At 56.3% G+C, this 25377-nt stretch carries 20 protein-coding genes; 7 read left to right on the plus strand and 13 right to left on the minus strand.

The features are described 5' to 3' along the window. Positions 1 to 22: 22 nt before the first annotated feature. The 3 genes from AFK62_RS13160 to AFK62_RS23010 are packed head-to-tail and all read right to left on the minus strand — an operon-like array spanning position 23 to position 956. The gene (locus AFK62_RS13160; RefSeq protein WP_032984765.1) at positions 23 to 370 is read right to left on the minus strand and encodes a low molecular weight protein tyrosine phosphatase family protein; all 348 of its coding nucleotides are present in this window, start codon (positions 368 to 370) and stop codon (positions 23 to 25) included. Further along, positions 342 to 593 (minus strand): hypothetical protein, encoded by a 252-nt coding sequence (locus tag AFK62_RS21355; RefSeq protein WP_071884324.1) that lies wholly within the window; start codon positions 591 to 593, stop codon positions 342 to 344. Before AFK62_RS21355 ends, AFK62_RS13160 begins: the two co-directional genes overlap by 29 nt. Before the next feature lie 27 nt (positions 594 to 620). Next, positions 621 to 956, minus strand: a complete 336-nt coding sequence (locus tag AFK62_RS23010) for a hypothetical protein (protein WP_321029366.1) — start codon at positions 954 to 956, stop codon at positions 621 to 623. Between the two features lie 239 nt (positions 957 to 1195). Between AFK62_RS23010 and AFK62_RS13165 the strand changes: the two genes are divergently transcribed. Then, positions 1196 to 1834, plus strand: a complete 639-nt coding sequence (locus AFK62_RS13165; protein WP_007678380.1) for a glutathione S-transferase family protein — start codon at positions 1196 to 1198, stop codon at positions 1832 to 1834. A 157-nt stretch (positions 1835 to 1991) separates the two neighbouring features. Here AFK62_RS13165 and AFK62_RS13170 read toward each other — a convergent pair whose 3' ends face one another. Further along, positions 1992 to 2339 (minus strand): DUF1971 domain-containing protein, encoded by a 348-nt coding sequence (locus tag AFK62_RS13170; protein WP_007676682.1) that lies wholly within the window; start codon positions 2337 to 2339, stop codon positions 1992 to 1994. A gap of 92 nt (positions 2340 to 2431) precedes the next feature. Here AFK62_RS13170 and AFK62_RS13175 point away from each other — a divergent pair, with 92 nt between their 5' ends. Beyond that, complete coding sequence (locus tag AFK62_RS13175; protein ID WP_032984643.1) at positions 2432 to 2644, plus strand: KTSC domain-containing protein; 213 nt, start codon at positions 2432 to 2434, stop codon at positions 2642 to 2644. Between the two features lie 3 nt (positions 2645 to 2647). Here the strand turns inward: AFK62_RS13175 and norW are convergent, their stop codons facing one another. Next, the gene (gene norW, locus AFK62_RS13180) at positions 2648 to 3790 is read right to left on the minus strand and encodes an NADH:flavorubredoxin reductase NorW (RefSeq protein ID WP_007676688.1); all 1143 of its coding nucleotides are present in this window, start codon (positions 3788 to 3790) and stop codon (positions 2648 to 2650) included. Positions 3791 to 3793: 3 nt separating this feature from the next. Beyond that, the gene (gene norV, locus AFK62_RS13185) at positions 3794 to 5227 is read right to left on the minus strand and encodes an anaerobic nitric oxide reductase flavorubredoxin (protein WP_007676691.1); all 1434 of its coding nucleotides are present in this window, start codon (positions 5225 to 5227) and stop codon (positions 3794 to 3796) included. A 157-nt stretch (positions 5228 to 5384) separates the two neighbouring features. Between norV and norR the strand changes: the two genes are divergently transcribed. Together norR and AFK62_RS13195 are read left to right on the plus strand one after the other, a co-directional pair. Beyond that, entirely contained in the window at positions 5385 to 6899 is a 1515-nt protein-coding gene (gene norR / locus AFK62_RS13190; protein ID WP_007676694.1) for a nitric oxide reductase transcriptional regulator NorR, read from the plus strand. A gap of 97 nt (positions 6900 to 6996) precedes the next feature. Next, positions 6997 to 8490 (plus strand): SulP family inorganic anion transporter, encoded by a 1494-nt coding sequence (locus AFK62_RS13195; RefSeq protein WP_007676696.1) that lies wholly within the window; start codon positions 6997 to 6999, stop codon positions 8488 to 8490. An 80-nt stretch (positions 8491 to 8570) separates the two neighbouring features. Here AFK62_RS13195 and AFK62_RS13200 read toward each other — a convergent pair whose 3' ends face one another. The 5 genes from AFK62_RS13200 to AFK62_RS13220 all read right to left on the minus strand — a co-directional run bounded on the left by AFK62_RS13200 (position 8571) and on the right by AFK62_RS13220 (position 14347). Further along, positions 8571 to 10217 carry a multidrug ABC transporter permease/ATP-binding protein gene (locus AFK62_RS13200; protein WP_007676698.1) on the minus strand — a complete coding sequence of 549 codons (1647 nt, stop codon included), beginning with the start codon at positions 10215 to 10217 and terminating at the stop codon, positions 8571 to 8573. 72 nt (positions 10218 to 10289) lie between these two features. Further along, entirely contained in the window at positions 10290 to 10934 is a 645-nt protein-coding gene (gene alkB / locus AFK62_RS13205) for a DNA oxidative demethylase AlkB (RefSeq protein ID WP_007676700.1), read from the minus strand. Further along, a complete protein-coding gene (gene ada / locus AFK62_RS13210; protein WP_007676701.1) occupies positions 10934 to 11998 on the minus strand; it encodes a bifunctional DNA-binding transcriptional regulator/O6-methylguanine-DNA methyltransferase Ada in 1065 nt (354 codons plus the stop codon). The genes alkB and ada overlap by 1 nt, the downstream gene beginning before the upstream one ends. A 72-nt stretch (positions 11999 to 12070) precedes the next feature. Then, the gene (gene apbE / locus AFK62_RS13215; RefSeq protein ID WP_007676702.1) at positions 12071 to 13114 is read right to left on the minus strand and encodes an FAD:protein FMN transferase ApbE; all 1044 of its coding nucleotides are present in this window, start codon (positions 13112 to 13114) and stop codon (positions 12071 to 12073) included. Positions 13115 to 13210: 96 nt separating this feature from the next. After that, on the minus strand, positions 13211 to 14347 hold the full coding sequence (locus tag AFK62_RS13220) for a porin OmpC (RefSeq protein WP_007676703.1): 1137 nt from the start codon (positions 14345 to 14347) through the stop codon (positions 13211 to 13213). Between the two features lie 838 nt (positions 14348 to 15185). Here AFK62_RS13220 and rcsD point away from each other — a divergent pair. Continuing rightward, positions 15186 to 17840, plus strand: coding sequence for a phosphotransferase RcsD (rcsD, locus tag AFK62_RS13225; protein WP_053531957.1), 2655 nt, complete (start codon positions 15186 to 15188; stop codon positions 17838 to 17840). A gap of 16 nt (positions 17841 to 17856) precedes the next feature. Then, complete coding sequence (rcsB, locus tag AFK62_RS13230; RefSeq protein WP_007676706.1) at positions 17857 to 18507, plus strand: response regulator transcription factor RcsB; 651 nt, start codon at positions 17857 to 17859, stop codon at positions 18505 to 18507. 165 nt (positions 18508 to 18672) lie between these two features. On the opposite strand, the gene rcsC is transcribed toward rcsB, so the two are convergent. Both rcsC and gyrA read right to left on the minus strand, forming a co-directional pair. Further along, the gene (gene rcsC / locus AFK62_RS13235) at positions 18673 to 21522 is read right to left on the minus strand and encodes a two-component system sensor histidine kinase RcsC (protein WP_007676708.1); all 2850 of its coding nucleotides are present in this window, start codon (positions 21520 to 21522) and stop codon (positions 18673 to 18675) included. Positions 21523 to 21715: 193 nt separating this feature from the next. Beyond that, positions 21716 to 24352, minus strand: coding sequence for a DNA topoisomerase (ATP-hydrolyzing) subunit A (gene gyrA, locus AFK62_RS13240; protein WP_007665605.1), 2637 nt, complete (start codon positions 24350 to 24352; stop codon positions 21716 to 21718). A 159-nt stretch (positions 24353 to 24511) separates the two neighbouring features. On the opposite strand from gyrA, the gene ubiG reads away from it, so the two are divergent. After that, the gene (gene ubiG / locus AFK62_RS13245) at positions 24512 to 25243 is read left to right on the plus strand and encodes a bifunctional 2-polyprenyl-6-hydroxyphenol methylase/3-demethylubiquinol 3-O-methyltransferase UbiG (RefSeq protein ID WP_007665606.1); all 732 of its coding nucleotides are present in this window, start codon (positions 24512 to 24514) and stop codon (positions 25241 to 25243) included. The last annotated feature ends 134 nt before the right edge of the window (positions 25244 to 25377 follow it).

Genomic DNA, 25377 nt, shown 5'->3' on the forward strand with positions numbered 1-25377 from the left:
GAACCTTAGCAGTTATAAATGCTCACTGGCTCTCATGCGGTGGAGTGATTAACCCGAGTTTTTCCTGCACGATGTCTTTAAGGAGTGCCACCAGTTCCGGATCCATGAAGTGATAATCGTCAGGAATATCAAGGACGTGCAGGGGCTTAAAGCCGATGATACGGTGATATTCCGCCAGTAAACGGTTTTTATGCTTCTGCTCCATCACACAGATAACGTCGGCCCAGTGAAGCAGATCGGCAGACACCGGTCTTTTCGCATTTCGACTTGTACCCGCAGAACGCACGGCAAGAGTGGGATAACGGCGGAACACCTGTTCCGCCGTTGGGCTGCGCCATTGATTACGACTGCAAATAAAAAGGACGTTCATCCGTAAGCTGATACTCTTCCAGCCCGCGCATGGCACGTTGTTGATTCGTAATACGTGGATACTCAAGCCCTAACTGTGTCGCCCGCAGCAATTTGTCTGACCGCGTGTACAGCATCTTCCAGTTTTTTTCGCCGCGAAACGTTAATAAGGCAGAGTGGACATCCCGAGATTTATTGCGATGCTTTTGTGCGATTCGCCAGTCTCTGGTGCGCGTTTTGTTCATGGGTTATCTCTCTCAGATTCATCGGGGTCAGCAGCCGCGATAATACGAAGAGAACGAACGAGGCGATTTTACGTTTTTTAGGGAAAATGGAAATCCCATGTTCTGGTAGTTAATGGTCATTGTCCTTGCATCTCCGCATCCATGAAAGATTGCCGATGAGCGCGCTTGATTAACGGATAGCATGGAAAGCCTATAAACTATCGTCAGTGTGGCGGGAGAAGCCTGCCACTGTAAAAGCTGGCCAAAGATAATAATCTGGGTAAAACCATTTCCGGACGAGGAGAGAATATAGGCACCACCCAAAAAGCGTAGCCAGCGATGACCACGCAGCGCACGGATAAGCGCCAGTGGCCATATATTCATGCGCAAGATGTTCATCAAATAACAGAAAACCACACCGCCCGCAGGCCATGCGGAAAATAAATACTGTTAAAAGAGAAAAGGTTACATCGGGAATTCACGTCAGCACAAAGCGATAACGCACCTGTCATGTGATAACCCTTTGGAAAGTCCCTGTTTACGGCATGTGGCCTGTCGCAGGGCCAGTCCCGGTTTACACGCTCTGCTACTATCAGATTATGGTCATCACCGGAAAACCCATCATGTATACACTTTACGGGACCGCGCGTTCTGGCTCTGCCGCAATTGAGATGGCGCTTAAGGCCTGCGGCGTGGAATATCGGATCTGCACAGCCAGTTCATGGCAAAAAGAGAGTCATCTTGAAGAACTGAGGCAAATAAATCCCTTAGTCCAGATCCCGACGTTAATCCTGGCGGATGGTTCAGAGCTTACTGAAAGCGCCGCCATCCTCATTTACCTCGGCATGGAATATCCGGCTTCGGGACTTTTATCTCAGGACGCCGCGGTGCGCGCTCAGCAATTACGGGGGCTGGTTTATATCGCAGCGAACTGTTATGCCTCAGTGGGCATTATTGATTACCCTGAACGCTGGCTACCTGATGGTACCGAAGATCACAACACACAACTGGCGCAGGGCACCGTGCAAAAGCTTTATCAGCAATGGGACAGTTTTAGTGATGTCTTTTTTGGCTCAAAAGCCTGGCAGCCCGCACACCCCGGCGGCCTGGAAATGCTGGCCGCCGTTGTCACACGCTGGAGCCAGGCGCGTGAGCATCTGCGCCTCTCCCGGCCCGGGTTCTGCTTATCCCTGACTGAAGCGGAAAAACATCCTGCTATCAGAGACGTCATCGAAAATCACTGGTCGCCTGAAAGGCCGTGAGCCGCTTTGCTCATGGATCGTTTTAACAACCGCGGGCGGGAATATGCTTACACCTGCATACCGAAAGCGCTTTTCCCTGTCCTTTTTAAAACTGTAAAAAACCAGCCATTACGGCTGGTTTTTATCTGGGGATATCCACGCTGGTGTGGCTTGCGGCTTATTTCTTCGTGTTCACCACCTGCCCTATTCCCGCGCCCTGTAGCGTTACGTCAGGGTCTGCGAAGAAATCGATATTGAAATATGTATCGTCGGTGAGCAGTTCAATGCGGTGCCATTTCTGCGGCGGGCTGATGCCGAATTGCCCGGCCTCGATAACCACCTCCATATCCGGCTCTTTCGCCTCGCCATCAGGGAAACCGTAATATTTCACCGCGCCCTGCATTACGGACAGCCGGCCATATACGCCCGTTTTGGTGTTGTGGTGGGTAAAAAGCGCCGCGGGCGCGGTCGCCTTATTCCAGAACGGCGTGGCGCGGGTATGGATAAAATGTTGTGGAATACGCATCGTCAGTCTCCTCAAATCTCTTCTGCCGCCGCCGGGGCGGCGCGTTTCAACGCTATACTTACTGTCAGTCATTCATCAACCGCGAGGACGAAATGCAACGAGAAAACGTAATCTCCCGTAGCCTCGCCTCGGTCGGCTATGACTGGGACAGCCGTGTGCTGGAAATCGCCTTTCGAAGCGGCGCGGTCTATCACTACCTGAACGTGCCGGAGCAGGTTTACCTCGCGCTGGGTCGCGCCCTCTCAAAAGGGCGCTATTTCCGCAAATCCATTAAAGACCGCTTTCCTTATCAGCGCGTCGGGTAAGGGTTAATTTCCACCCGCATTCAGTTCTTTAAGCAGCCCAAACGCCTGCTTCATATGATCCTCGCTCACCACAAACGCCCGCAGTACGCCCTCCTCATCTCTGCCACGCGCGATGACACCGCCCGGACCAACGCGCATCTCCCAGTCCAGCCCGCGATTGGCGGTATCCCCCGCAAGATGCAGCGGCATTAGCGGCGTTTTCACTTTAACGAGCATCGCGGGCAGCGTCAGGCTTTGGGCTGCGCCACTCAGGTTTTTTGCAAGCGTCATGGCGCACAACTGCGCCGGTTGCAGGAATGGCAGCAGGCGTCCGCGGATCTCGGCGCAATCGCCGAGGGCATAAATAGCCGGATGACTGGTGGAAAGCCTGTCATCCACCACGATCCCGCGCCGGGTTGCCAGTCCTGCGCTGTGTGCAAGCGTCAGGTCAGGGCGCAGACCAATGGCGCAGACGACCGCATCAACGCACTCCTGATGCCCGTCGGATAACGTCGCGACCAGCGAATCGTGATGACGTGCGAGCGACGCAAGCCCGGTGCTGAGCCGCAGCGTCACGCCATGTTGCGCGAGTACCGTTTGCAGGCGCGCGCTAATTTCCGGCACCAGCACGGTCGAAAGCAGGCTCGTGCTGGTATCGACCAGCGTCACCTTTTTACCGGCGCGATTGAGATCCATCGCAAGCTCGGTGCCGATAAGCCCGCCTCCCAGCAGCAGCACGCGTTTCGCGTCGCGCAGCGCCGCCTCACACTGGCGATACTCCTGCTGGCTATTGAGCGTAAACATCAGCTCGCTGCCGCTCACCGGCGGCAAGACAGCCTGTGCGCCGGTGGCAAGCACCAGATGTTGCCAGGCAAAGCGTCCGGCGCTGGTTTCTACAGTGCGTGTCGCGACGTCAATACCTGTAACCTGCGTGTGCGGGTGTAGCAGTAAATGATTTTGCTCTGCCCAGTCGCCTGCCGTCTGGCGTGTCAGGTCGTCGGCGCGCTGCGCGTTAGTGAAGACATGACTGAGGTCGGGCTTGTTGTACTCATCGCCACTGTCTGAGGCGATAAGCCGGATCGGGCGCGTTTTATCCTGCTGGCGCAGGTTGCGCACCAGCTGGCGGGCGGCAAAACCCGCGCCGATGATAATCAGTTCCTCGCTCATCGTTCAGCCCTCACAGACTTCAAAGACCGATTTGCCGATCCCGCATTCCGGGCAGAGGAAGCTTTCCGGCACGGCATCCCACGGCGTGCCCGGGGCGACATCCTGATTCGGCTCACCCTTCGCCGGGTCGTAGACCCACTGGCAGACGGTGCAGATCATGCACTGCCCTACTGGCTCACCGGGCTCCTGAAAAGCCACGCCGCTCTCTGGGGCGATCGCCTGGGCGCTAACAGGCAGTGGCGAGAGCGCCCACTGACGTGCGATGTCGCGGCCATGCTCGCGGCAGAGTTCCAGCGCGTCGAGATCCGGGCGCCATTTGGCCTTCAGGCTTAGCGACATCTCAAACCCCGCATCCTGCAGGCGGGTCGAGAGCCGGTCTACCGCGCCCCCGCTCCACCCATGGGAGCCAAACGCGCTGGCGCGCTTGTTACGAAAACGCAGCCCGGTCATCTCTTCCACCAGACCTGCGATTTTCGGCATCATAACGTTGTTCATGGTTGAAGTGCCCACCAGCACGCCTTTCGAGCGGAACACGTTGGTGAGAATTTCGTTTTTATCGCTGCGCGCCACATTGAAGATTTTCACCGCCACGCGAGGATCAATTTCCGCGATGCCCTGGGCGATGGCATCCGCCATCAGGCGGGTGTTGTTGGACATGGTGTCATAGAAAATCGTGATGCGATCTTCCTGGTAATCCGCCGCCCACTTCAGATACAGCTCAACGATTTGCGTCGGGTTGTCGCGCCATACCACGCCATGTGACGTGGCAATCATATCGACTGGCAGGTTAAAGCCGAGGATCTCGGTGATTTTCGGCGTCACCAGGCGGCTGAACGGCGTCAGAATATTCGCGTAGTAGCGCTGGCACTGCTCAAACAGCTCGGCCTGATCGACTTCGTCGTTAAAGAGGTGTTCGTCGCAATAGTGCTGGCCAAAGGCGTCGTTACTGAAGAGCACCGCGTCGTCAGTCATATAGGTCATCATGCTGTCTGGCCAGTGGAGCATCGGGGTTTCAACGAAGATCAATTTTTTGCCATTGCCGATATCCAGCGTGTCGCCGGTTTTCACCACGTTGAAGTTCCATTCCGGGTGATGATGATGACCGTTGATAGAATCGATGCCGTTGGCGGTGCAGTAAATCGGCGTGTCCGGGATGCAGTTCATGAGTTCGGAGAGCGCGCCTGCGTGGTCTTCTTCGGCATGGTTGATAATGATGTAATCGATATCCGCCAGATCAATTTCGCTGCGCAGGTTATTCACGAAGTCGCGGCTGAATTTGTGGTCAACCGTATCGATCAGCACATTTTTCTCTTCACGGATGAGATAGCTGTTGTAACTGCTGCCTTTTAAGGTTTTGTACTCGGTGCCATGAAAATCACGCACTTCCCAGTCACGCTGGCCAACCCAAAAAATATTATTTTTAACATGAATGTTCATTGCACGGTTCCTCTGAAATAAATCGATATGCCAGAGGTATTGCAGTTAGCGTGCCAACTTTTAACCTACTGATTATTCATGGTTTATATTTTATAGATTGTCATAATGACTATTATCCATTATTGTTAATTTGACACTCCATTGTGGAATTGACACCATGACGCTCTCTGCCCAGTCTCTCGCCGCACTGGCCATCGACATGCAAAACGGTCTGCCTGGACGCGACCGTTTTACCCGTATGATTGACAGCATCCACCGCCTGCTGCGCTGCGACGCCACCGCCCTGCTCCGCTACGAAAACCGCCAGTTTCGCCCGCTCGCCACGGCCGGTCTCGCGCCAGATGTGATGGGCCGTCGTTTTAGCCTGGCGGCGCATCCGCGTCTGGAGGCTATCGCGCGGGCGGGCGACGTCGTGCGCTTTCCCGCCGACAGCGACCTGCCCGATCCGTACGACGGGCTTATCCCGGAGCGTCAGGAGCTGCACGTCCACGCCTGTGTCGGCATGCCGCTCTTCTCCGGACAGACGCTCATCGGCGCGCTGACGCTTGATGGGATGAACGCGACGCAGTTTGACGCCTACAGCGATGACGAACTGCGTGGGGTGGCAAGCCTTGCAGGCAGCGCGCTGCACAACGCTTTGCTGGTAGAACAACTGGAGAAAACCGCCGCGCCCGTGAGCCGCCTGCCGCCTGGCGTGGAGCCGGACGAGCGTCTGGAAATGATTGGCGACTCCGCGCCGATGCAGCAGCTTAAAAAAGAGATAAGCCTGGTCGCGCCGTCAGATCTTAATGTGCTGGTACTTGGCGAAACGGGCGTCGGCAAAGAGCTGGTGGCGCGCGAGCTGCATGCGCAATCTGCCCGTGTGGCGAACCCGCTGGTGTACGTTAACTGCGCCGCGCTGCCGGAAAGCGTGGCGGAAAGCGAACTGTTCGGCCACGTTAAGGGCGCGTTTACCGGCGCCATTCACGACCGGCGCGGTAAATTTGAACTGGCGGATAACGGCACGCTGTTTCTTGATGAAGTGGGCGAGCTGCCGCTGACGCTCCAGGCAAAACTGCTGCGCGCACTGCAATATGGCGACATCCAGCGCGTCGGCGAAGATAAACTGCTGCGAGTGGATGTGCGTATTGTCGCCGCCACCAACCGCGATCTGCGCGACGCGGTAGCACAGGGCGACTTTCGCGCCGATCTTTACCATCGTCTGAGCGTTTTTCCGCTCCATGTGCCGCCGCTTCGCGAACGCGGTGACGATATCCTGCTGCTGGCGGGATTTTTCTGTGAAAAATGCCGGCTGAAATTTGGCCTGAACCGCGTCGCACTCAGCCCGCAGGCGAGCGCATGGCTGATGGCGCAGCGCTGGTCGGGCAATATCCGCGAACTGGAACATGCTCTCTACCGGGCGATTATCGTAGCGCAGGCCGAGAGCCGCGGCCCTGAATTACTGCTGCTGGCGCACCACTTCGCGCCAGGCCGTAGCGCGCCTGCGCCACTTGAGGTTGCCGCCGCCGCGCCGCCGGTCGAAAATTTGCAGCACGCCACGCGTCAGTTTCAGCGCGACTATATTCAGCGCGCCCTGCAAATTGCCGGCAATAACTGGGCGGCATGCGCGCGTCTGCTGGAGATGGACCCTGGCAACCTGCACCGGCTCGCGCGCAAGCTGGGCCTGAAATGACCCGCAAGGCTGGCGTTTTGCGGCCTTGCTCTGTACCATCGCCCGTCCCTGCCGCCCAAAAAGGCGGCGTCTGATAATAAAACACCTGCAAATACTCATGTCTGATACTCAAAATGCGGCTCGGGCTATCCCTGAGCTTTCTGTAACGCATGTGCTGCGCACACCGCGGCTGTTAATGCGTGAAACGCTGGCGGGCATCCTGACGGCGCTTGCGCTGATCCCGGAAGTTATCTCGTTTTCCGTGATAGCGGGCGTCGACCCGAAAGTGAGCCTGGTGGCGTCTATCGTGCTGTGTTTCAGTATGTCGATTCTGGGCGGTCGCCCGGCGATGGTTACGGCGGCGGCAGGTTCGGTGGCGCTGGTCATCGGCCCAATGGTGCATCAGCACGGCGTCGGCTACATTCTGCCGGCGCTCATCCTCGGCGGGATAATTCAGATCCTGTTCGGGCTGTTCGGTCTCGCACGCATGATGCGCTACATCCCCCGCTCAGTAATGACCGGTTTTGTAAACGCGCTCGGCATCCTGATATTTATGGCGCAGGTGCCGCATGTGTGGGGACAAAGCCAGATGGTCTGGCTGCTCTTCGCCGCCACGCTCGCCATTGTGCTGCTGCTGCCGCGCGTGACCAAAAGCGTGCCGTCGCCGCTGGTGGCGATTGTCGCGGTCACCGTCATCGTCTGGGCGTGTGAGCTGATGCCGCCGACCGTCGGCGATGAAGGCCCCATGGCGCCAGGCCTGCCGGGCTTTAACTCGCTGCTGGTGCCGCTCAACCTGGAGACGCTGCACATCGTCTGGCCATGCGCGCTGAGCATTGCGTTTGTGGGGCTGATGGAGTCGCTGCTGACCGCGCGTCTGGTCGATGACATCACGGATACTCCGTCGAGCAAGCGCCGCGAATGCTGGGCTCTCGGCGTTGCCAATATCCTGAGCGGATTTTATGGCGGCATTGGCGGCTGCGCGATGATAGGCCAGACGGTCGTGAACGTGGAGCTGGGCCGCGCCCGTTCGCGTTTCTCGACCATCGCCGCCGCGCTGGTGCTGCTGCTGATGGTCACCGGCCTCAGCGCCGTGATGGCGCAGATCCCGATGGTGGTACTGGCGGGCATCATGATGGTGGTGGCGGCGAAAACCCTGAACTGGCATAGCATCGCGCCGGCAACGCTCAAGCGGATGCCGCTTTCCGAGACGCTGGTAATGGTCGTGACGGTCATCGCCACCGTGTGGACCGGCAACCTCGCCATTGGCGTTGCGGGCGGCGTACTGTTCGCAATGATGCTGTTCGCCCGCCGCGTTGCCCACGTGGTGCGCGCCGAGCGCGAGGTTATCGATAACGGTGCGGCAGTACGCTACCACGTGCGCGGCCCGCTGTTTTTCGCAAGCAGCAACGATCTCTACGAGCATTTTCACTATGCCGACGATCCGGCGCGCGTCATTATTGATTTAACCCACGCGCAGATCTGGGACGCTTCAACCGTCGCGGCGCTGGATGCCATCGAAACGCATTACCAGCGCTACAACGCGAAGGTGGAAATCGAAGGGCTGGATATGCGCAGCCACGACTTCCATCAGCGCCTGAGCGGCAAGCTTTGACATAAAAAAACCACCGCCGGTGCGGTGGTTTGAATCAGAAAAAAGCGCAAGCCAGCTTGCGCTTTTTTTATGCGTGCCGGTTAGCTGGCGGTGCGCGCCAGCACGTCACGGCTTGCAAGCTTGCGCTCTTCACCGGTGAGTTCCAGAAGCACGCCCTGGCGCATTTCCAGCAGACGATCGGCATGGATAAAGTAGTGATCGTCATGACTGATGGCGAACACGGTTTTGCCCATTTCTTTCATCAACGGTAACAGCACCTGGTAAAACTCGCGGCGGAAATGTGGATCCTGGTCGGCGGCCCATTCATCAAGCAGGATGATGTCTCGTCCTTCTGCCAGCGCCAGCAGCAGCGCCACGCGCTTTTTCTGCCCTTTCGAGAGTTTGAGATTAAGGATTTTGCCGTTCTCAAGCGTCAGCTTGTGGCCCATCTTCAGGCGCTCAAGCCAGGCGTCCACCAGTTGCGGGTCGGCCTCTTCGCCGCCAGGCCCGAGCAGTTTGTCGAACAGCCAGACGTCGGTGAACACCGCTGAGAAGTGCTGGCGGTACGCCTCTTTCCCGGTGGCGTGAATAGGCGTGCCGTCCAGCAGGATCTCGCCGGAAGCCGGCTCATACAGCCCGGTCAACAGCATCGCCAGCGTCGATTTGCCGCTGCCGTTACCGCCAATCAGGAATATCAGCTCACCGCGGTGAAGCGTGAGGTTGACAGGCCCGACGCTAAAGCTGTCGTCATGATAGCGGAACGTGACGTCGCGCAATTCCAGGGTTTGCCACTGGGTGTGGCGTGCAGGGTGTTCAAAGGCAGGCGCATAAGGCGCAAGCTGGAACTGTTTGAGCTTGTTAAATGCCACCTGAGCGGAGATAAGCGTTGGCAGCGCGCCCATCGCGGAGAGCAGCGGCGTGCGTAAAAACAGCAGCGCCAGCGAATAGGTGGCGGCAACCGTGGTATCGGCCCAGCCGAGACCGTTCGCCATCCAGAACACCAGACCAATGACGCCAAGCATCATGATATTCGACCAGTTAACGGCGCTCAGGTGGAAGGTATCGGCTCGGATAATATGCTGGCGGTAGCGCTGCGCGTCCGGCTTGTAGATTTTGTCGAAGATATACGCCGCACGCTCGCGGTTGAGCGATAACTCTTTGCGCCCTTCCAGTACCGTCTGGAAATCGTCATACAGGCTGTCTTCAACCTCACGAAGCGTCGCGATATGTTTATAAACGCGTTGTACCAGCAGGTAGCCTGCCCAGAGCGTCACCGCTATCCACAGCGCAGTCACCAGCAACATTTTCCCTGACAGCCAGCCGAGATAGGCCGCGCTGCCAACGGTTAAAATCACGCCCTGCACCAGCTCCGGCAGACGCACAAACGCGACGGTAATATTGCGCACATCGCTCGTCAGTCCCGCAAGCAACGTGGCGCTACCGAGCTTCTCAATCTGCTCGACCGGCGTATCCATGATGCGTTTGATGAATTCGCTGCGCAGGCGGTAAACGAAGTGGTGGCCGAGCATGGTGAGCGCGAGCTGGGAGCCGAGCGTTACCACCATCAGAAGCACCAGCAGGCCAAGGAATTCCGGCAATACCGATGCCGTCAAATCCACCGTTTCAATCAGACGTTGATTAATAAACGCGATAAGCCCAATGCCCAGCGCGGCGCTGGCAAGACTCAGCAGGAGCACCAGTGAAAACGGCCAGCGATACTGGCGCCAGACGAGGCGCAGAAGTTCCATAAATAAACATGACTCAGGCAGTGAAAACAGCGAGCAGTTTAAACGGCTCTGCGGTCACGGCAAGAATAATTCTTATTTACGTGCCTGACGGAACGTCAGGTTAAAGCGATATTCGCCCGTAGCCGGGTGCTCGCCGCCTTTAAGCGGTTGTATCCCATGATAAAAAAGCCGCGACGCGCCGCCCCACACCACCACGTCGCCATGTTCCAGCAACAGGCGCTTTAGCGGATCGTTGCGTTTGAGGCCGCCGAACTGAAACACGGCGGGCAGGCCGAGAGACACCGACACAATAGGCGCGCGCAGATCCGGCTCGTCTTTATCCTGATGTAGGGAGAGTTTCGCGCCGGGCGCGTAGCGGTTGATAAGACAGGCGTCTGGCGTGAAATCAGGGTAGCCTGCCGCCTGCGCGGCAGCGTCGCAAAGGGCGCGAAAGGCCTCAGGCATTTCAGGCCAGGGGGCACCGGTTTGTGGGTCGACCGACGCGTAGAGATAGCCTTTCTGATTCGTGCTCCAGCCCACTTCGCCGCAGTTGGTCATCGCCACCGACATGGTATAGCCGCCGGGCGTCACCATATGGCGAAACGGCGATTGGGCAGCAACCGCCTCAATGCCGGTCATCAGCGCGGGCGCGCAGGCCAGCGCGAAACGGCGCAGCACCACCGCGCCGTCGGCGAGTGGCTCCTGCCAGGGTTCTGCATCGGCAAAAAGATCGAGCATCAGGTCTCCTCTTTACGTTCACGGGAAAGCAGCAGCGCTTTGCGGGCGGCTCCCCAGCGGTATCCGGAAAGCGCGCCGTCGCGGCGCACTACCCGGTGACACGGCACAATGACGGCCAATTTATTGGCCGCGCAGGCGCAGGCGGCCGCACGTACCGCCTGCGGGTTGCCGGTACGCGCGGCCAGTTCCTGGTAGCTGATGGTCTGGCCCGGCGGCACCGTTTGCAGCGCCTGCCAGACGCGCAACTGGAACGCCGTGCCGCGTAAATCGAGCGGCAGCGCCAGCTCGCCCTGCGGCGCGTCAAGCCAGGCGATCACCTGTGCCACCCGGGCGGTGAACCCGTCATCCGCCTTAAGATACTGTGCACGCGGGAAAATCGCGGTGAGTTCAGCGTCGAGCGCGGCAGCGTCATCCCCCAGCAGCACGGCGCACAATCCGCGCTCGCTTGCTGCCACCAGACACAGCCCTGCCGCGCAGGGCGCGATGGCGTAGCGAATAGCCACTTGCTCCCCGCCGCGCCGATACTGCCGGGGGCGCATTCCAAGCGCGCCGTGCGCCTCGCGGTAGAGCGCGCTGCCGGAAGAAAACCCGGCCTCCCAGAGCGAATCCGTCACTGACATGCCGTCGCGCAGCGCCGCCTGAAGTTTTTGCGCGCGCAGTGCTTTTTGCCATGCCTTCGGCGTCATGCCGGTCAGCGCTTTAAACTCGCGGTGAAAATGAAACGGGCTCATCGCTGCATTGTCGGCAAGCGCGGCCAGCGTCAGCGGCGTCTCGCTTTGCGCCATCAGCCGACATGCGTCAGCAATGCGCTGCGCTTTTTGCTGTTGCGGCGTGAGACCCGCAGGCTGGCAGCGTTTACAGGGCCGGAACCCGGCCTCGCAGGCCGCTGCCGCATCCGGGTAGAAACGAACATTTTCCCGACGCGGACGCCTGGCGCGGCACGACGGGCGGCAGAAAATCCCCGTCGTTACCACGGCGAAAACAAACGCGTGATCGGCACGCACGTCGCGGTTTTCCACCGCCTGCCAGCGGGCGTGTTCGCTGGTAAATTCTGCTACGTTCATGGCGCTCTCCTTCTTACAGGTTAGCGTGACTTTGCCCGACTCACCGCCTGCGAACACTCACGTTCTTGCTTTTTAATTTTTCGCCTGGTCGATAAAGGTTTTGAACTGCGGGGACATCCATGTCGTGAAGCCGTCGCCATCACGAATAATGAAGTAGACCGCGAGTTTCTCGCGCAGCGCCACGGCTTTCGCGCGCTCGGTGCCAAGCACCATCAGACCGGTATCCCAGGCATCGGCCTCAAGCGCTGTCGGGGAGATAACCGTTACCGAGACCAGTTTATGGGTGATGGGACGCCCGGTCGCCGGATCGATGACGTGCGAAAGGCGCTTGCCGTCGAGCTCGTAATAGTTGCGGTAGCTGCCGGAGGTGCTGATACCGTGACCGTTGATATCCACTACCGCCTGAACGGCGTTTTCCTGATCGGTCGGCTTCTGGATCGCCACGCGCCACGGGTGCCCGCCCGGGTTCATACCCCGGCTTGCCAGCGCGCCGCCCACGGAAACCAGATAGCGGCTAATGCCCTCTTCTTCCATAAGGCGCGCCAGATGATCTGCCGCATAACCTTCGCCAACCGTGGAGAGATCGACATAGAGATCCGGCATATCTTTTTGCAGCCACTGCTGTCCCGCGCCGTTGATCACCTTGAGGTGCGACAGCCCGGTTCGCGCGCGCGCCGCGTCGATCTGCGCCTGGTCTGGCGTTTTCACCGGTTGTTTATCGGGCCCGAAGCCCCAGAGATTAACCAGTGGCCCGATGGTGATATCCATTGCGTTATCGGTTTTCGCACCCACGCGCAGCGATTCGGTCACAATATCAGCCATCGCCTCATCCACCGGCCACGGCGCCGTCGTGCGGGCGTGGTTAAAGCGCATCAGCGCGGAATCGTCTTTCCAGGTGGAAAGGGATTGGTCGTCGGCGTCAAGGCGAGCCTGGATTTTTTGACGCAGCGCAGGCGCGCGGGCGGCATCAACCTCCGCCAGGCTGACGCGCCATGACGTTCCCATCGTTTTACCTTCCAGCACCAGCGCCTGCGAGGCGGTGGTCTGTGCATTATCGCATCCGGCGAGAGTCAAAATAACGGCCAGCAGCCCGGCCCATAATCCCAGTAATTTCACGCATCTCTCCTCTGTGGCGGCGGCCCAAGGTTACCTTATTTTCGTAAGACATAAAAAAAGGAGCCCGCAGGCTCCTTTTGCACATCAGGGTCAAACTTAGAACTGGTAAACCAGGCCTACCGCTACGACGTCATCGGTCGCGATGCCGGCGTTGCGGGTGAAGTTGTTGTCATCCAGCAGGTTGATTTTGTAATCAACGAAGGTGGACATGTTTTTGTTGAAGTAGTAAGTCGCACCAACATCAACATATTTCAGGAGATCCTGGTCGCCGTAAGACGCGCCAGTGGTTTTGTTGGCGATGTCTTTACCGCGGGACTGCAGGTAAGCCACAGACGGACGCAGGCCGAAGTCGAACTGGTACTGTGCAACCACTTCGAAGTTTTGCGCTTTGTCAGCGAAGCCGTAGATGTCGCTCGGGTTGCTGCCGTTAGAGGTACCGAAACGGGTCGCGTTGTAAGTCTGGGAGTACTGCGCCGCCAGATAGATGTTGTTCGCGTCGTATTTCAGGCCGCCGGAGTAAACTTCTGCGTGGTCGCCTTCGCCATAAACGCCTGCGCTGTTCTGGTCAGCGGTACGTTTGGAGGTCGCCATTGCGCCACCGACGCTGAAGCCTTCGCCCAGATCATAGGTCAGGGACATGCCGTAGCCGTCGCCATTCTGTTTCAGCAGGCTGCGACCGCCAGCGGCGTCGTTTTCACCAGACACGCTGCCGTTTTTACCCTGGTACTGCAGAGCGAAGTTCAGACCATCAACCAGACCGAAGAAATCGGTGTTGCGGTAGGTTGCGATGCCGTTACCACGAGACTGCAGGAAGTTGTCTGCGCCGTAGGTGTCGCCGCCGAATTCCGGCAGAACGTCGGTCCAGGAAGTCACGTCATAGATAACGCCGTAGTTACGACCGTAGTCGAAAGAACCGGCATCACCGAATTTCAGACCTGCGAACGCCACACGGGTCCAGGACTGGTTGTCGCTTTCAGAGGTGTTGCCCTGAATCTGATATTCCCACTGGCCGTAACCGGTGATTTGATCGTTGACCTGGGTTTCGCCTTTAAAGCCGATACGCATGTAGGTCTGGTCGCCGTCTGCGCTGTTGTCGTCAGAGAAGTAGTGCTCAGCGTCCACTTTACCGAACAGATCTAATTTATTGCCGTCTTTATTATAGATTTCTGCCGCGTTTACGCTGCCTGCAACCAGCAGAGCCGGGACCAGCAGGGAGAGAACTTTAACTTTCATTATATTAACCCTCTGTTATATGCCTTTATATACTTATTATTGCCACTGCTCACTAATTCACGGAACTAGCGGGCGAATCCATTGTCCGAAACCGGAGACGAATAATCCAACGGGAATATGATACGAAAACTTTTTAGGTGTTTCAGAATGCCTTCAAAATGTAACAACATATTAATATCGCTGAACTTTTTTCCGCACTAATCGCTAAATATATTCGCACTAATTATCAAGAAACCACACAAAAACTTTTAAAATCATAAAGTTATCGATTAAGACTATTTACCGCACTGAATGCCAAAACCCGATCTAAAGAGTCCTCTAGAATTACCCCTGCTATCATCATTAACTTTATTTATTACCGTCATTCATATCTGAATGTTCGTTTTACCCCTATTACCGCCGGATGCTCGCATCCGGCATTTTTTTGCCTTAATTTTGTGAAATTCCTTTTTCCTCACAAATAAAAGTAAAATTAACGACTATTAATTAATCATGTTGACGTTATTTTGTTCGTTTACGAATGAAATGGCGATAATATCGGCAACGCATTTCTACCGCCCGCCCCACCGAACGCCGCCTGTTACCACAGTTTCAGACCGTTCTCACCATCTGGTAAATCATACGTTTCGCTTTATACTTCATTGTTTGCGATACTGTTAAATAAGACAGGTGTCGACCCGACAAGCCCTGTGACACGGGCGTTGCGCTTCGTTTTGACGCGACGTGGCAGGACAAGAAGGCAAAAAAATGGATAGCTGCCGCCGGCGCAGCACGGTTCTTTTTTCTTTACACGGCGCAGGCCGGTGGATTACGCACAATAATGAGTCAGCCAGACGCAATGATCCCCAATAAATTTTCCCTTATGCCGGGCAGTATTACCCGTTTCTTCTTATTACTAATTGTGGTGCTTCTGGTGACGATGGGCGTGATGGTCCAGAGCGCCGTCAACGCGTGGCTGAAAGATAAGAGCTATCAGATAGTCGACATCACGCATGCCTTGCATAAACGGGTAGATACGTATCGTTACGCCACCTGGCAGATTTACGACAATATCGGTGCCGCGGCAGCCGGCCAGAGCGGCGAAGGATTGCAGGAAACGCGTCTGCGTCAGGATGTCTATTATCTTGAGAAACCGCACCGTAAAACCGAAGCGCTGATCTTCGGCTCGCACGACAGCTCCACGCTTGATATGACGCAGCGTATTTCGAGCTACCTTGATACGCTGTGGGGCGCCGAAAGCGCGCCATGGTCGATGTATTATCTCAATGGTCAGGACAACAGTATGATCCTGATCTCCACGCTGCCCTTAAAAGATCTCTCCTCCGGCTTTAAAGAAAACTCCATCAACGCCATTGCGGATTCGCGCCGCGCCGAAATGCTCCAGCAGGCAAATGCACTGGATGAGCGTGAGAGTTTTTCACCGCTGCGTAAACTCGCGTGGCAGAACGGTCACTATTTCACTCTGCGCACCACGTTTAACCAGCCAGGCCATCTGGCGACGGTCGTAGCGTTTGATATTCCGATTAACGATCTTATCCCCCCAGGCATGCCGCTCGAGAGTTTCCGCCTGGAGCCTGACAGCAGCCCGAATGCCGCAACGGGTCAGGATAAAGACGATCCGGATAGCGTGAGTATTAACTTTAACAGCACGCGCATTGAGATCTCCTCAGCGCTCACCAGCACCCAGTTGCGGCTCATCTGGGAAGTGCCGTTCGGCACGCTGTTGATGGAAACGCTGCAAAATATCCTCCTGCCGTTGCTGCTAAACATCGGCCTGCTGGCGCTCGCGCTCTTTGGTTATACGACGTTCCGTCACCAGCCAAGTCGCCCGGTGGAAAACGTCGCTAATGCGTCTAATAATGCCGAACTGCAAATGCTGCGCGCGCTGAACGAAGAGATCCTGAGCGTATTGCCGCTGGGGCTGCTGGTGCATGATCAGGAATCCAGCCGCACTATCATGAGCAATAAAATCGCCGATCACCTGCTGCCACACCTGAATCTGCAAAACATCACGTCGATGGCCGATCAGCACCAGGGCATTATTCAGGCGACGGTGAATAACGAGCTCTATGAAATCCGGCTGTTCCGAAGCCAGGTCGTGCCGCGCACGCAGATTTTCATTATTCGCGATCAGGATCGCGAAATCCTGGTGAATAAAAAGCTCAAGCAGGCACAGCGCCTGTATGAGAAAAACCAGCAGGGCCGCTCCGTATTCATGCAAAACATTGGCGCTGCGCTAAAAGACCCGACGCAGCAGCTTGCGCGTCAGGCGGCGCTGGTTGAAGCGCCGGAAAGCCAGGTGCTGGCCGAGCAGGCCGAGCGGATTGCGCGTCTGGTCGATGAGATTCAGTTGGTGAATCAACTGGAGGCCGATTTCTGGCGCCCCACCCCCAGCGATTTCACCATTCAGGAACTGATTGACGAAGTCGTGCCGGAAGTCCTGCCGGTTATCAAACGTAAAGGCCTGCAGCTGCTTATCAATAATCAGCTTTCCGCTAACGAGGAGCGCCACGGCGACCGCGAGGCGCTGCGCAAAGTCTTGCTGATGCTGCTGCACTATTCTGTTACCACCACGCAGATTGGCAAAATCACGCTGGAAGTGATGTCAGAAGAAGGCGCGCGCGAACGTCTGTTATTCCGCGTGCTGGATACCGGAGAAGGCATCAGCAATAGCGAAATCGATAACCTGCACTTCCCGTTCCTCAACGATACGTCCACCGATCAGTTCGGCAAGGCCAATGGGCTTACCTTCTATCTGTGTAACCAGCTGGCACGCCGTCTGGGCGGGCATCTGAATATCAAAGCCCGTAAAGAGCTTGGTACGCGCTATTCGCTGCACGTCACGATGCCTGTAGAACCGATGGAAACCGAAGAGAGCGACGAACGTCTGCTGGATGACGTTATCGCGATGATCGACATTACATCGAATGAAGTGCGTAACGTGGTGGTGCGCCAGCTTGAACAGTGGGGCGCATCCTGCATCACGCCGGATGAAAGGTTATCAAGTCAAGAGTACGATATATTTTTAACGGATAATCCGTCTAATCTTACTGCCAACGGCCTGCTTTTAAGCGATGATGAGGCCGGCGTACGACGCATCGGACCGGGACAGCTGCGCGTCAACTTTAATATTAGTCACGCCATGCAGGAAGCAGTGCTACAACTAATTGAAGAGCAACTGGCGCAGGAAGATATTCCTGAATCCCCAATGGGCGGCGATGAAAATGCGCAGCTTCATGCCAGCGGCTATTATGCGCTGTTCGTCGATACGGTACCGGATGACGTTCAGAGATTGTATACTGAATCGTCCGCTGGCGACTTTGCTGCGCTGGCGCAGACGGCGCACCGCCTGAAAGGCGTGTTCGCTATGCTGAACCTGGTTCCCGGCAAACAGTTATGTGAAACACTGGAGCATCTCATTCGTGAGAAGGATGCCACAGCCATAGAAAAATATATCAGCGACATTGACGTTTACGTCAAGAGCCTGCTGTAGCAAGGTAGCCTAATACATGAACAATATGAACGTAATTATTGCCGATGACCATCCGATTGTTCTGTTCGGCATTCGCAAATCTCTTGAACAAATCGAGTGGGTGAATGTTGTCGGTGAGTTCGAAGATTCCACAGCACTAATTAACAATTTGCCGAAGTTAGACGCGCACGTTCTTATCACCGACCTTTCCATGCCGGGCGATAAATACGGCGACGGCATTACGCTTATTAAATACATTAAGCGCCATTTCCCGACGTTATCTATTATCGTACTGACCATGAACAACAACCCGGCTATTCTCAGCGCCGTGTTGGATCTCGATATCGAAGGGATTGTTCTTAAGCAAGGCGCGCCGACCGATCTGCCGAAAGCGCTGGCCGCACTGCAGAAAGGCAAGAAATTCACCCCGGAAAGCGTCTCTCGTCTGCTTGAGAAAATCAGCGCGGGCGGTTATGGGGATAAGCGTCTTTCGCCGAAAGAGAGCGAAGTGCTGCGTCTGTTCGCTGAAGGTTTCCTGGTCACTGAAATTGCCAAGAAACTGAACCGCAGTATTAAGACCATCAGTAGCCAGAAGAAATCAGCCATGATGAAACTGGGCGTGGATAACGATATCGCGCTGCTGAACTACCTCTCTTCCGTGAGCCTGACGCCGGCGGATAAAGAGTAATGCCTTTTGTCCCTGCCTTCGGGCAGGGATATTCCCCCGCCTTCCCTGCCCTGCTTTATTCTACGACGCATTACCACCACTGATTAATGACAGATAAGTGTGACTTATCGGTATTAACGCCTGGCATCAACACGCGCACCGCCAGCCCGTGACGATGCGCAACGATCATCCCCGCGCCTTACGTACCCTGTCGGCGTACACCGCGAGCGTCTGCTTCAGCACATCGAGCGTCACCGGTTTGGAGAGACAGCTATCCATGCCCGATTCGAGACAGCGCTGTTTCTCTTCGGCCAGCGCGTTAGCCGTCACGCCGACGACCGGCAGCGTCATGCCTAGCTGGCGGATACGTTGTGTCAGGCGATAACCATCCATATTCGGCATGTTGACGTCGCTTAACACAATATCGATATGGTTTTTGCTCAGTACATTCAGCGCATCCACGCCGTCATTCGCAGTACGGCACTGATAACCCAGCGTGCCCAACTGATCGGCGAGCAGGCGGCGGTTGATCGGGTGGTCATCCACCACCAGAATCATCATATCCTCGTTCTGTTCGGCGCTGGTTGACGCAGCAGGGAGCGTCGGTTCACTACCCGGCACTTCCACATTGATACTGTGAAGACGGCCAAGCAACGTCAGCAATTCATGGGGTGCTGCGACGCTGTGCATCCAGACGCCTGGGCTGCGCTCAACTGGCATACCGATATGGCGGCGGCAGAACAGCACTACCGCCCGGCCCGGCCAGTTGGCGCAGTTCTCGTCATCGGTAATGAGAATATCGTCTTTGTCCGGCGTTTCACCGTGGTGATTCTGCACGCGAATATTATTGCGCGTCAGCATCCCTTGCAGGTATTCGCACAGTGAGGCGTTGCGCACTGCCAGCCAGAAGCGTTTATTGGAAAGCCCGTCGACGTTCGCCTTCGGCGGCAGTTGCGCCTGCCACTGCGGAATGCGGATCGTGAACTGGCTGCCCATGCCCGGCTCGGTATCTACCGAAATATCGCCATCCATCATGTTGATGAGTTTTTCACAAATCGCGAGCCCGAGCCCTGTACCCTGGAAATTGCGCTGCACGCCGGTACCGACCTGGAAGAACGGATCAAACAGCCGCACCACTTCTTTCGCCGGAATACCAACGCCGGTATCACGCACGCGGAAGCAGAGATAATCGCCCTGCGTGCCGACATGGAGAATAATGCAGCCGATATCGGTGAACTTAATGGCGTTGCTGAGCAGGTTTGAAATCACCTGCTGCAACCGCATCGGATCGCCAAGCAGGGTCATCGGCACATCAGGCTCAATAAAGCAGTACAGTCCAAGCTGTTTGCGTACCACCAGCGGCTGATAGTTCGCGGTGATATGGCTCATCACTTCGCGCGGCGAAAACTCGCTCGGCTCGATTTTCAGCTGTTCCGATTCAATTTTTGAGAAATCGAGAATATCGCTGATGATTTTCAACAGCAGGCTGGAGGAGTTATGCATGGCGGTGACCAGACGATCCACGCCTTTTGGCAGTTCTTCCGTTTGCAGCAGATCAAGGTTACCGATAATGCCGTAAAGCGGCGTACGCAGCTCGTGGCTCACGGTCGCGAGGAACATTGATTTCGACTGGCTCGCCTGTTCCGCGGCCTGGGCCATCTCCTGCAGCGACTCTTCCATTTTTACGCGCGCAGAGACATCCACCAGTACGCAGATCGCCACGTTTTCATTGCGATAACGCGAATGCACAAAGCTTATTTGCAAATTGGTATTGTTGCTGGTGAGGACGTCGACAAAATTGACCTGCTGACCACAGATTATCTGCGTCAGCCGTTGTCGGTCCTCATGCGTGAGCATGTTTAAATAGTTATGCGCAAGCTCGTTGGAAATAATATTAGTGCCGTCCTGGGTGCGCAAAATACAGATCCCGACCGGCGCCGAGGCGACAATTTTGCGGTTGAACTGTTCATGCTCTTCCAGGCGCTGCGCGTCATTTTCCGCCGGGATAAAAATACGGCGTTCATACATGCGCGCAAGCATAAAGAGCACAATTCCCACCAGCACATTCAGCAGTACTGCGTTCAGGATCAACATCCGGATGCGTTCCAGCACCAGATCGACCGGCACCGAATAGACAATACTCAATGATGACGGCGGCAGGCTTTTCTTCAGGATGAGCTGCTTAAAGCCTGACGTATAACCAAACCAGGCGCGCTCCTGCTCCCATTCGCCGTTGCGCTCAAGCCGTGTTTCCGGGCCAGTCAGCGAGAACAGCGGGCTGTCGTTTTCATCAAGGATAGTCACGCCCATCGGCATGCTGCCCGGCGTGAAGAAGTTTTCTATACGAATGGTCTGCTCAATACCCAGCAGCCCCTGCAGGCGGTTCGCCAGATAAACTGGCGTCAGGGAGTAGAAATAGCCAATCCCCGGTCGCGGCCCCTGGGTGACCCAGAACAGACTGTTACCACGTTCGTCCTGCGGAGCATTGCGGTATTTGACAATGCGCTCATGCAGCGCCTGTAAGGTTTTATCACGTTCCAGCGGCACATCCCGCAGGCCGAAATCTGCCATACAGAGATTATCGGAACCAATCAGAAACACGCGGTTTAAATCGTAAGCCGCAGAGAAGTTATCGTGCCAGTAGCGCAAAAACCAGGAGAGCGACTGTAGCGAACCGCGCCAGCTGGTGCCGAGCGTGTTGCAGTCGGAATCGGAAAACAGCGGCACAAAGGCTGGCGTGTTCAACGCGTCATTCTGACCACGCCCGTTTTTAAGCTGCGCATCGATATTATCGAGCCGGTTTTCGGCCACATATTTCAGCTCTTTCATCACGTCAGACGTGCGCTGAATATAGCGCTGCGCCTGATCGTAGCTCAGGTTAAATTCCTGGCGAATTTCCGACTCTTTTACGTGCAGCGCGTTGACGATGTAAAACACCGAAAACAGGGCGATAAGCAGCCAGAGCAGCAGCGCCAGCGCCCGGAAAAGATAGCGGGACACTTTCAGCGTCGAGCGAAAAGAGACGAAGTATTTCAAAAGGGCACCAGCCAGCCGAGAGGGTTATCAAAGGAATGCCGTTAAGGTAGCCGCAAAACCCCCGGGTCGCAACGGCAACGATATTATCCGGCGATATTCAGAGCAGCCAGGCGCAATAAGCGCCGAAAAAAGAAAGGGCCGGTAAACCGGCCCTTTGCTGTGGCGAGACGTCGCCTGGGATATCGCGTGACGATTACTCGTCAGCGTCGTCCGCTACGTCGTCGTCAGCGTCGGTTTCCGGCACGATTTCATCATCGCCTTCCGCCACGCTGCCATCGATAGAGTCGAGCTCTTCGTCATCTACCGGCTCGGCCACGCGCTGCAACCCGACGACGTTTTCATCTTCCGCGGTGCGGATGAGGATAACGCCCTGGGTATTACGGCCTACCACGCTGATTTCCGACACGCGCGTACGCACCAGCGTACCGGCATCGGTGATCATCATGATCTGGTCCGCATCGTCTACCTGCACCGCGCCGACAACCGGGCCGTTGCGATCGGTAACCTTAATGGAGATAACCCCTTTCGTCGCACGCGACTTGGTCGGGTACTCTTCCACCGCGGTACGTTTGCCGTAGCCGTTCTGGGTAGCCGTCAGGATAGCGCCTTCGCCGCGCGGTACGATAAGCGATACCACGCTGTCGCCCTCGCCAAGACGGATACCACGTACGCCAGTGGCGGTACGGCCCATCGGACGAACTGCGTTTTCTTTAAAGCGCACCACTTTGCCCTGTGCGGAGAACAGCATGACTTCGTCATTGCCCGCCGTCAGGTCAACGCCAATCAGTTCATCGCCCTCGTTCAGGTTCACCGCGATAATACCGGCGGTACGCGGACGGCTGAACTCGGTCAGCGCTGTTTTCTTCACGGTGCCGCTCGCGGTCGCCATAAAGACGTTGACGCCCTCTTCATATTCACGAACCGGCAGAATGGCCGTGATACGCTCGTTGGCTTCCAGCGGCAGCAGGTTAACGATAGGACGCCCACGGGCACCACGGCTCGCTTCTGGCAACTGGTAGACTTTCATCCAGTAAAGACGACCGCGGCTCGAGAAGCAGAGGATCGTATCGTGGGTGTTGGCCACCAGCAGGCGGTCGATAAAGTCTTCTTCTTTAATACGCGCGGCGGATTTACCTTTACCACCGCGGCGCTGCGCCTCGTAATCCTTCAGCGGCTGATACTTCACATAGCCCTGGTGAGACAGGGTGACCACCACATCTTCCTGGTTGATCAGATCTTCAATGTTGATATCGGCGCTGTTAGCCGTAATTTCGGTGCGGCGCTCGTCGCCAAACTGATCGCGGACCAGCTCAAGCTCTTCGCGGATCACTTCCATCAGGCGGTCGGCGCTGCCGAGGATATGCAGCAGCTCAGCGATCTGTTCGAGCAGCTCTTTATACTCGTCGAGCAGTTTTTCATGCTCAAGGCCGGTGAGTTTTTGCAGACGCAGGTCGAGGATCGCCTGAGCCTGTTGCTCGGTCAGCCAGTATTTGCCGTCGCGGATGCCGAACTCCGGCTCCAGCCACTCCGGACGCGCGGCGTCGTCGCCGGCACGCTCCAGCATGGCGGAAACGGTGCCAAGCTCCCACGCATTAGCGATAAGGCCCGCTTTTGCTTCCGACGGCGTCGGCGCGCGGCGAATCAGCTCGATAATCGGGTCGATGTTCGCAAGCGCAATCGCCAGGCCTTCTAAGATATGCGCACGCTCACGCGCTTTACGCAGTTCAAAGATGGTGCGGCGGGTCACCACTTCACGACGGTGACGGACGAACGCTGCCAGAATGTCTTTCAGCGGCATGATCTTCGGCTGGCCATGGTGCAATGCGACCATGTTGATACCGAAGGAAACCTGAAGCTGCGTTTGCGAATAAAGGTTATTGAGCACCACTTCGCCAACGGCGTCACGTTTGATCTCAATAACGATACGCATACCGTCTTTGTCAGACTCATCGCGCAGGGCACTGATGCCTTCTACGCGCTTTTCTTTCACCAGTTCGGCGATTTTCTCGATCAGGCGCGCTTTGTTCACCTGATACGGAATCTCATGCACGATAATGGTTTCGCGGCCGTTTTTCGGATCGACTTCCACTTCCGCGCGGGCGCGAATGTAGATTTTGCCGCGACCGGTGCGATATGCCTCTTCAATGCCGCGACGGCCATTGATAATGGCGGCAGTCGGGAAATCCGGGCCGGGGATGTGCTCCATCAGCCCTTCGACGCTGATGTCTTCATCGTCGATATAGGCGAGGCAGCCATTAATCACTTCCGTCAGGTTATGCGGCGGAATGTTGGTCGCCATCCCAACGGCGATACCGGAAGAACCGTTAACCAGCAGGTTCGGGATTTTCGTTGGCATGACGTCCGGAATTTTTTCCGTGCCGTCATAGTTATCAACAAAATCAACGGTTTCTTTATCGAGGTCGGCCATCAGTTCATGGGCGATCTTCGCCAGACGGATTTCCGTATAACGCATCGCTGCGGCGGAGTCGCCGTCGATAGAACCGAAGTTGCCCTGACCATCGACCAGCGTGTAGCGCAGCGAGAACGGCTGAGCCATACGCACGATGGTATCGTAGACGGCGGAGTCACCGTGGGGATGGTATTTACCGATTACGTCACCAACGACACGGGCGGATTTTTTGTAGGCTTTATTCCAGTCATTGCCCAACACGTTCATGGCGTAAAGTACGCGACGGTGTACCGGTTTGAGGCCATCTCGGACATCCGGAAGCGCGCGGCCGACAATAACCGACATCGCGTAATCCAGATAGGAGTTCTTTAACTCTTCCTCAATGTTGACCGGTGTAATTTCTCTGGCAAGGTCGCTCATCTGACCGTTATCCCTCTACTGTGTCCCGGATTCAAAGGTCGCAAATTATAACACAGCCGCGCCCTATTCGGTAAACCGAATAGCCCCGTCAGGCCGCTTTATTCCCCACTGACGCCTGTTATACTCGACGCTCTTGCGAAGAAAGGAGTAGAGGCGTCCATGAATGCTGAAAAACCGCCAGTTGCGCACAACGTAGACTTAGAAGAAATCGCCAAATTTGAAGCTGTCGCTTCGCGCTGGTGGGACCCGGAAGGGGAGTTTAAACCGCTGCATCGCATTAACCCGCTGCGTCTGGGTTATATCGCCGAACGTGCAGGCGGTCTGTTCGGGAAAAAGGTGCTGGATGTCGGCTGCGGCGGCGGCATTCTCTCAGAGAGCATGGCGCGCGAAGGGGCTCACGTGACGGGGCTTGATATGGGCGCCGAGCCGCTCGCGGTAGCGCGTCTGCACGCGCTTGAAAGCGGCGTTGAGCTTGAATACGTCCAGCGTACGGTTGAAGAACACGCGGCGCAGCATGCGGGCGAGTACGACGTCGTAACCTGCATGGAGATGCTGGAGCATGTGCCGGACCCGCGCTCCGTGGTACAGGCCTGCGCGGCGCTCGTAAAACCCGGCGGCCACGTCTTTTTCTCAACGCTCAACCGCAACGCTAAATCCTGGCTGATGGCGGTGGTCGGCGCGGAATATGTCCTGCGTATGGTTCCCAAAGGCACCCACGACGCCAAAAAATTTATCCGCCCTTCTGAACTGCTGGGCTGGGTGGATGAAACGTCGCTTGAAGAACGCCACATTATCGGCCTGCATTACAACCCGCTGACCAACCGTTTTAAACTCGCGCCCGGCGTGGATGTAAATTATATGTTGCATACTCAGGCTAAAAACCCTGCCTGATATAAGCTTTTGGTATTAAAAATTGCGCAACGTTCTGTTGCGCAATTTCTTTCCTGACCAGGAAATCAGCGTTCGATCAAAAATTCATTTTTTTTCCTGCCGCCTTGACAAGCCTTCAAGCCCTTATGACATGA

This window comes from Cronobacter condimenti 1330, assembly GCF_001277255.1.
Taxonomy (GTDB): domain Bacteria; phylum Pseudomonadota; class Gammaproteobacteria; order Enterobacterales; family Enterobacteriaceae; genus Cronobacter; species Cronobacter condimenti.

Excerpts from the sequence above, each read along its gene's own strand:
- AFK62_RS13160 (WP_032984765.1), bottom strand. The coding sequence starts at position 370 with ATGAACGTCCTTTTTATTTGCAGTCGTAATCAATGGCGCAGCCCAACG.
- AFK62_RS21355 (WP_071884324.1), bottom strand. The coding sequence starts at position 593 with ATGAACAAAACGCGCACCAGAGACTGGCGAATCGCACAAAAGCATCGC.
- AFK62_RS23010 (WP_321029366.1), bottom strand. The coding sequence starts at position 956 with ATGAATATATGGCCACTGGCGCTTATCCGTGCGCTGCGTGGTCATCGC.
- AFK62_RS13165 (WP_007678380.1), top strand. The coding sequence starts at position 1,196 with ATGTATACACTTTACGGGACCGCGCGTTCTGGCTCTGCCGCAATTGAG.
- AFK62_RS13170 (WP_007676682.1), bottom strand. The coding sequence starts at position 2,339 with ATGCGTATTCCACAACATTTTATCCATACCCGCGCCACGCCGTTCTGG.
- AFK62_RS13175 (WP_032984643.1), top strand. The coding sequence starts at position 2,432 with ATGCAACGAGAAAACGTAATCTCCCGTAGCCTCGCCTCGGTCGGCTAT.
- norW (WP_007676688.1), bottom strand. The coding sequence starts at position 3,790 with ATGAGCGAGGAACTGATTATCATCGGCGCGGGTTTTGCCGCCCGCCAG.
- norV (WP_007676691.1), bottom strand. The coding sequence starts at position 5,227 with ATGAACATTCATGTTAAAAATAATATTTTTTGGGTTGGCCAGCGTGAC.
- norR (WP_007676694.1), top strand. The coding sequence starts at position 5,385 with ATGACGCTCTCTGCCCAGTCTCTCGCCGCACTGGCCATCGACATGCAA.
- AFK62_RS13195 (WP_007676696.1), top strand. The coding sequence starts at position 6,997 with ATGTCTGATACTCAAAATGCGGCTCGGGCTATCCCTGAGCTTTCTGTA.
- AFK62_RS13200 (WP_007676698.1), bottom strand. The coding sequence starts at position 10,217 with ATGGAACTTCTGCGCCTCGTCTGGCGCCAGTATCGCTGGCCGTTTTCA.
- alkB (WP_007676700.1), bottom strand. The coding sequence starts at position 10,934 with ATGCTCGATCTTTTTGCCGATGCAGAACCCTGGCAGGAGCCACTCGCC.
- ada (WP_007676701.1), bottom strand. The coding sequence starts at position 11,998 with ATGAACGTAGCAGAATTTACCAGCGAACACGCCCGCTGGCAGGCGGTG.
- AFK62_RS13220 (WP_007676703.1), bottom strand. The coding sequence starts at position 14,347 with ATGAAAGTTAAAGTTCTCTCCCTGCTGGTCCCGGCTCTGCTGGTTGCA.
- rcsD (WP_053531957.1), top strand. The coding sequence starts at position 15,186 with ATGATCCCCAATAAATTTTCCCTTATGCCGGGCAGTATTACCCGTTTC.
- rcsB (WP_007676706.1), top strand. The coding sequence starts at position 17,857 with ATGAACAATATGAACGTAATTATTGCCGATGACCATCCGATTGTTCTG.
- gyrA (WP_007665605.1), bottom strand. The coding sequence starts at position 24,352 with ATGAGCGACCTTGCCAGAGAAATTACACCGGTCAACATTGAGGAAGAG.
- ubiG (WP_007665606.1), top strand. The coding sequence starts at position 24,512 with ATGAATGCTGAAAAACCGCCAGTTGCGCACAACGTAGACTTAGAAGAA.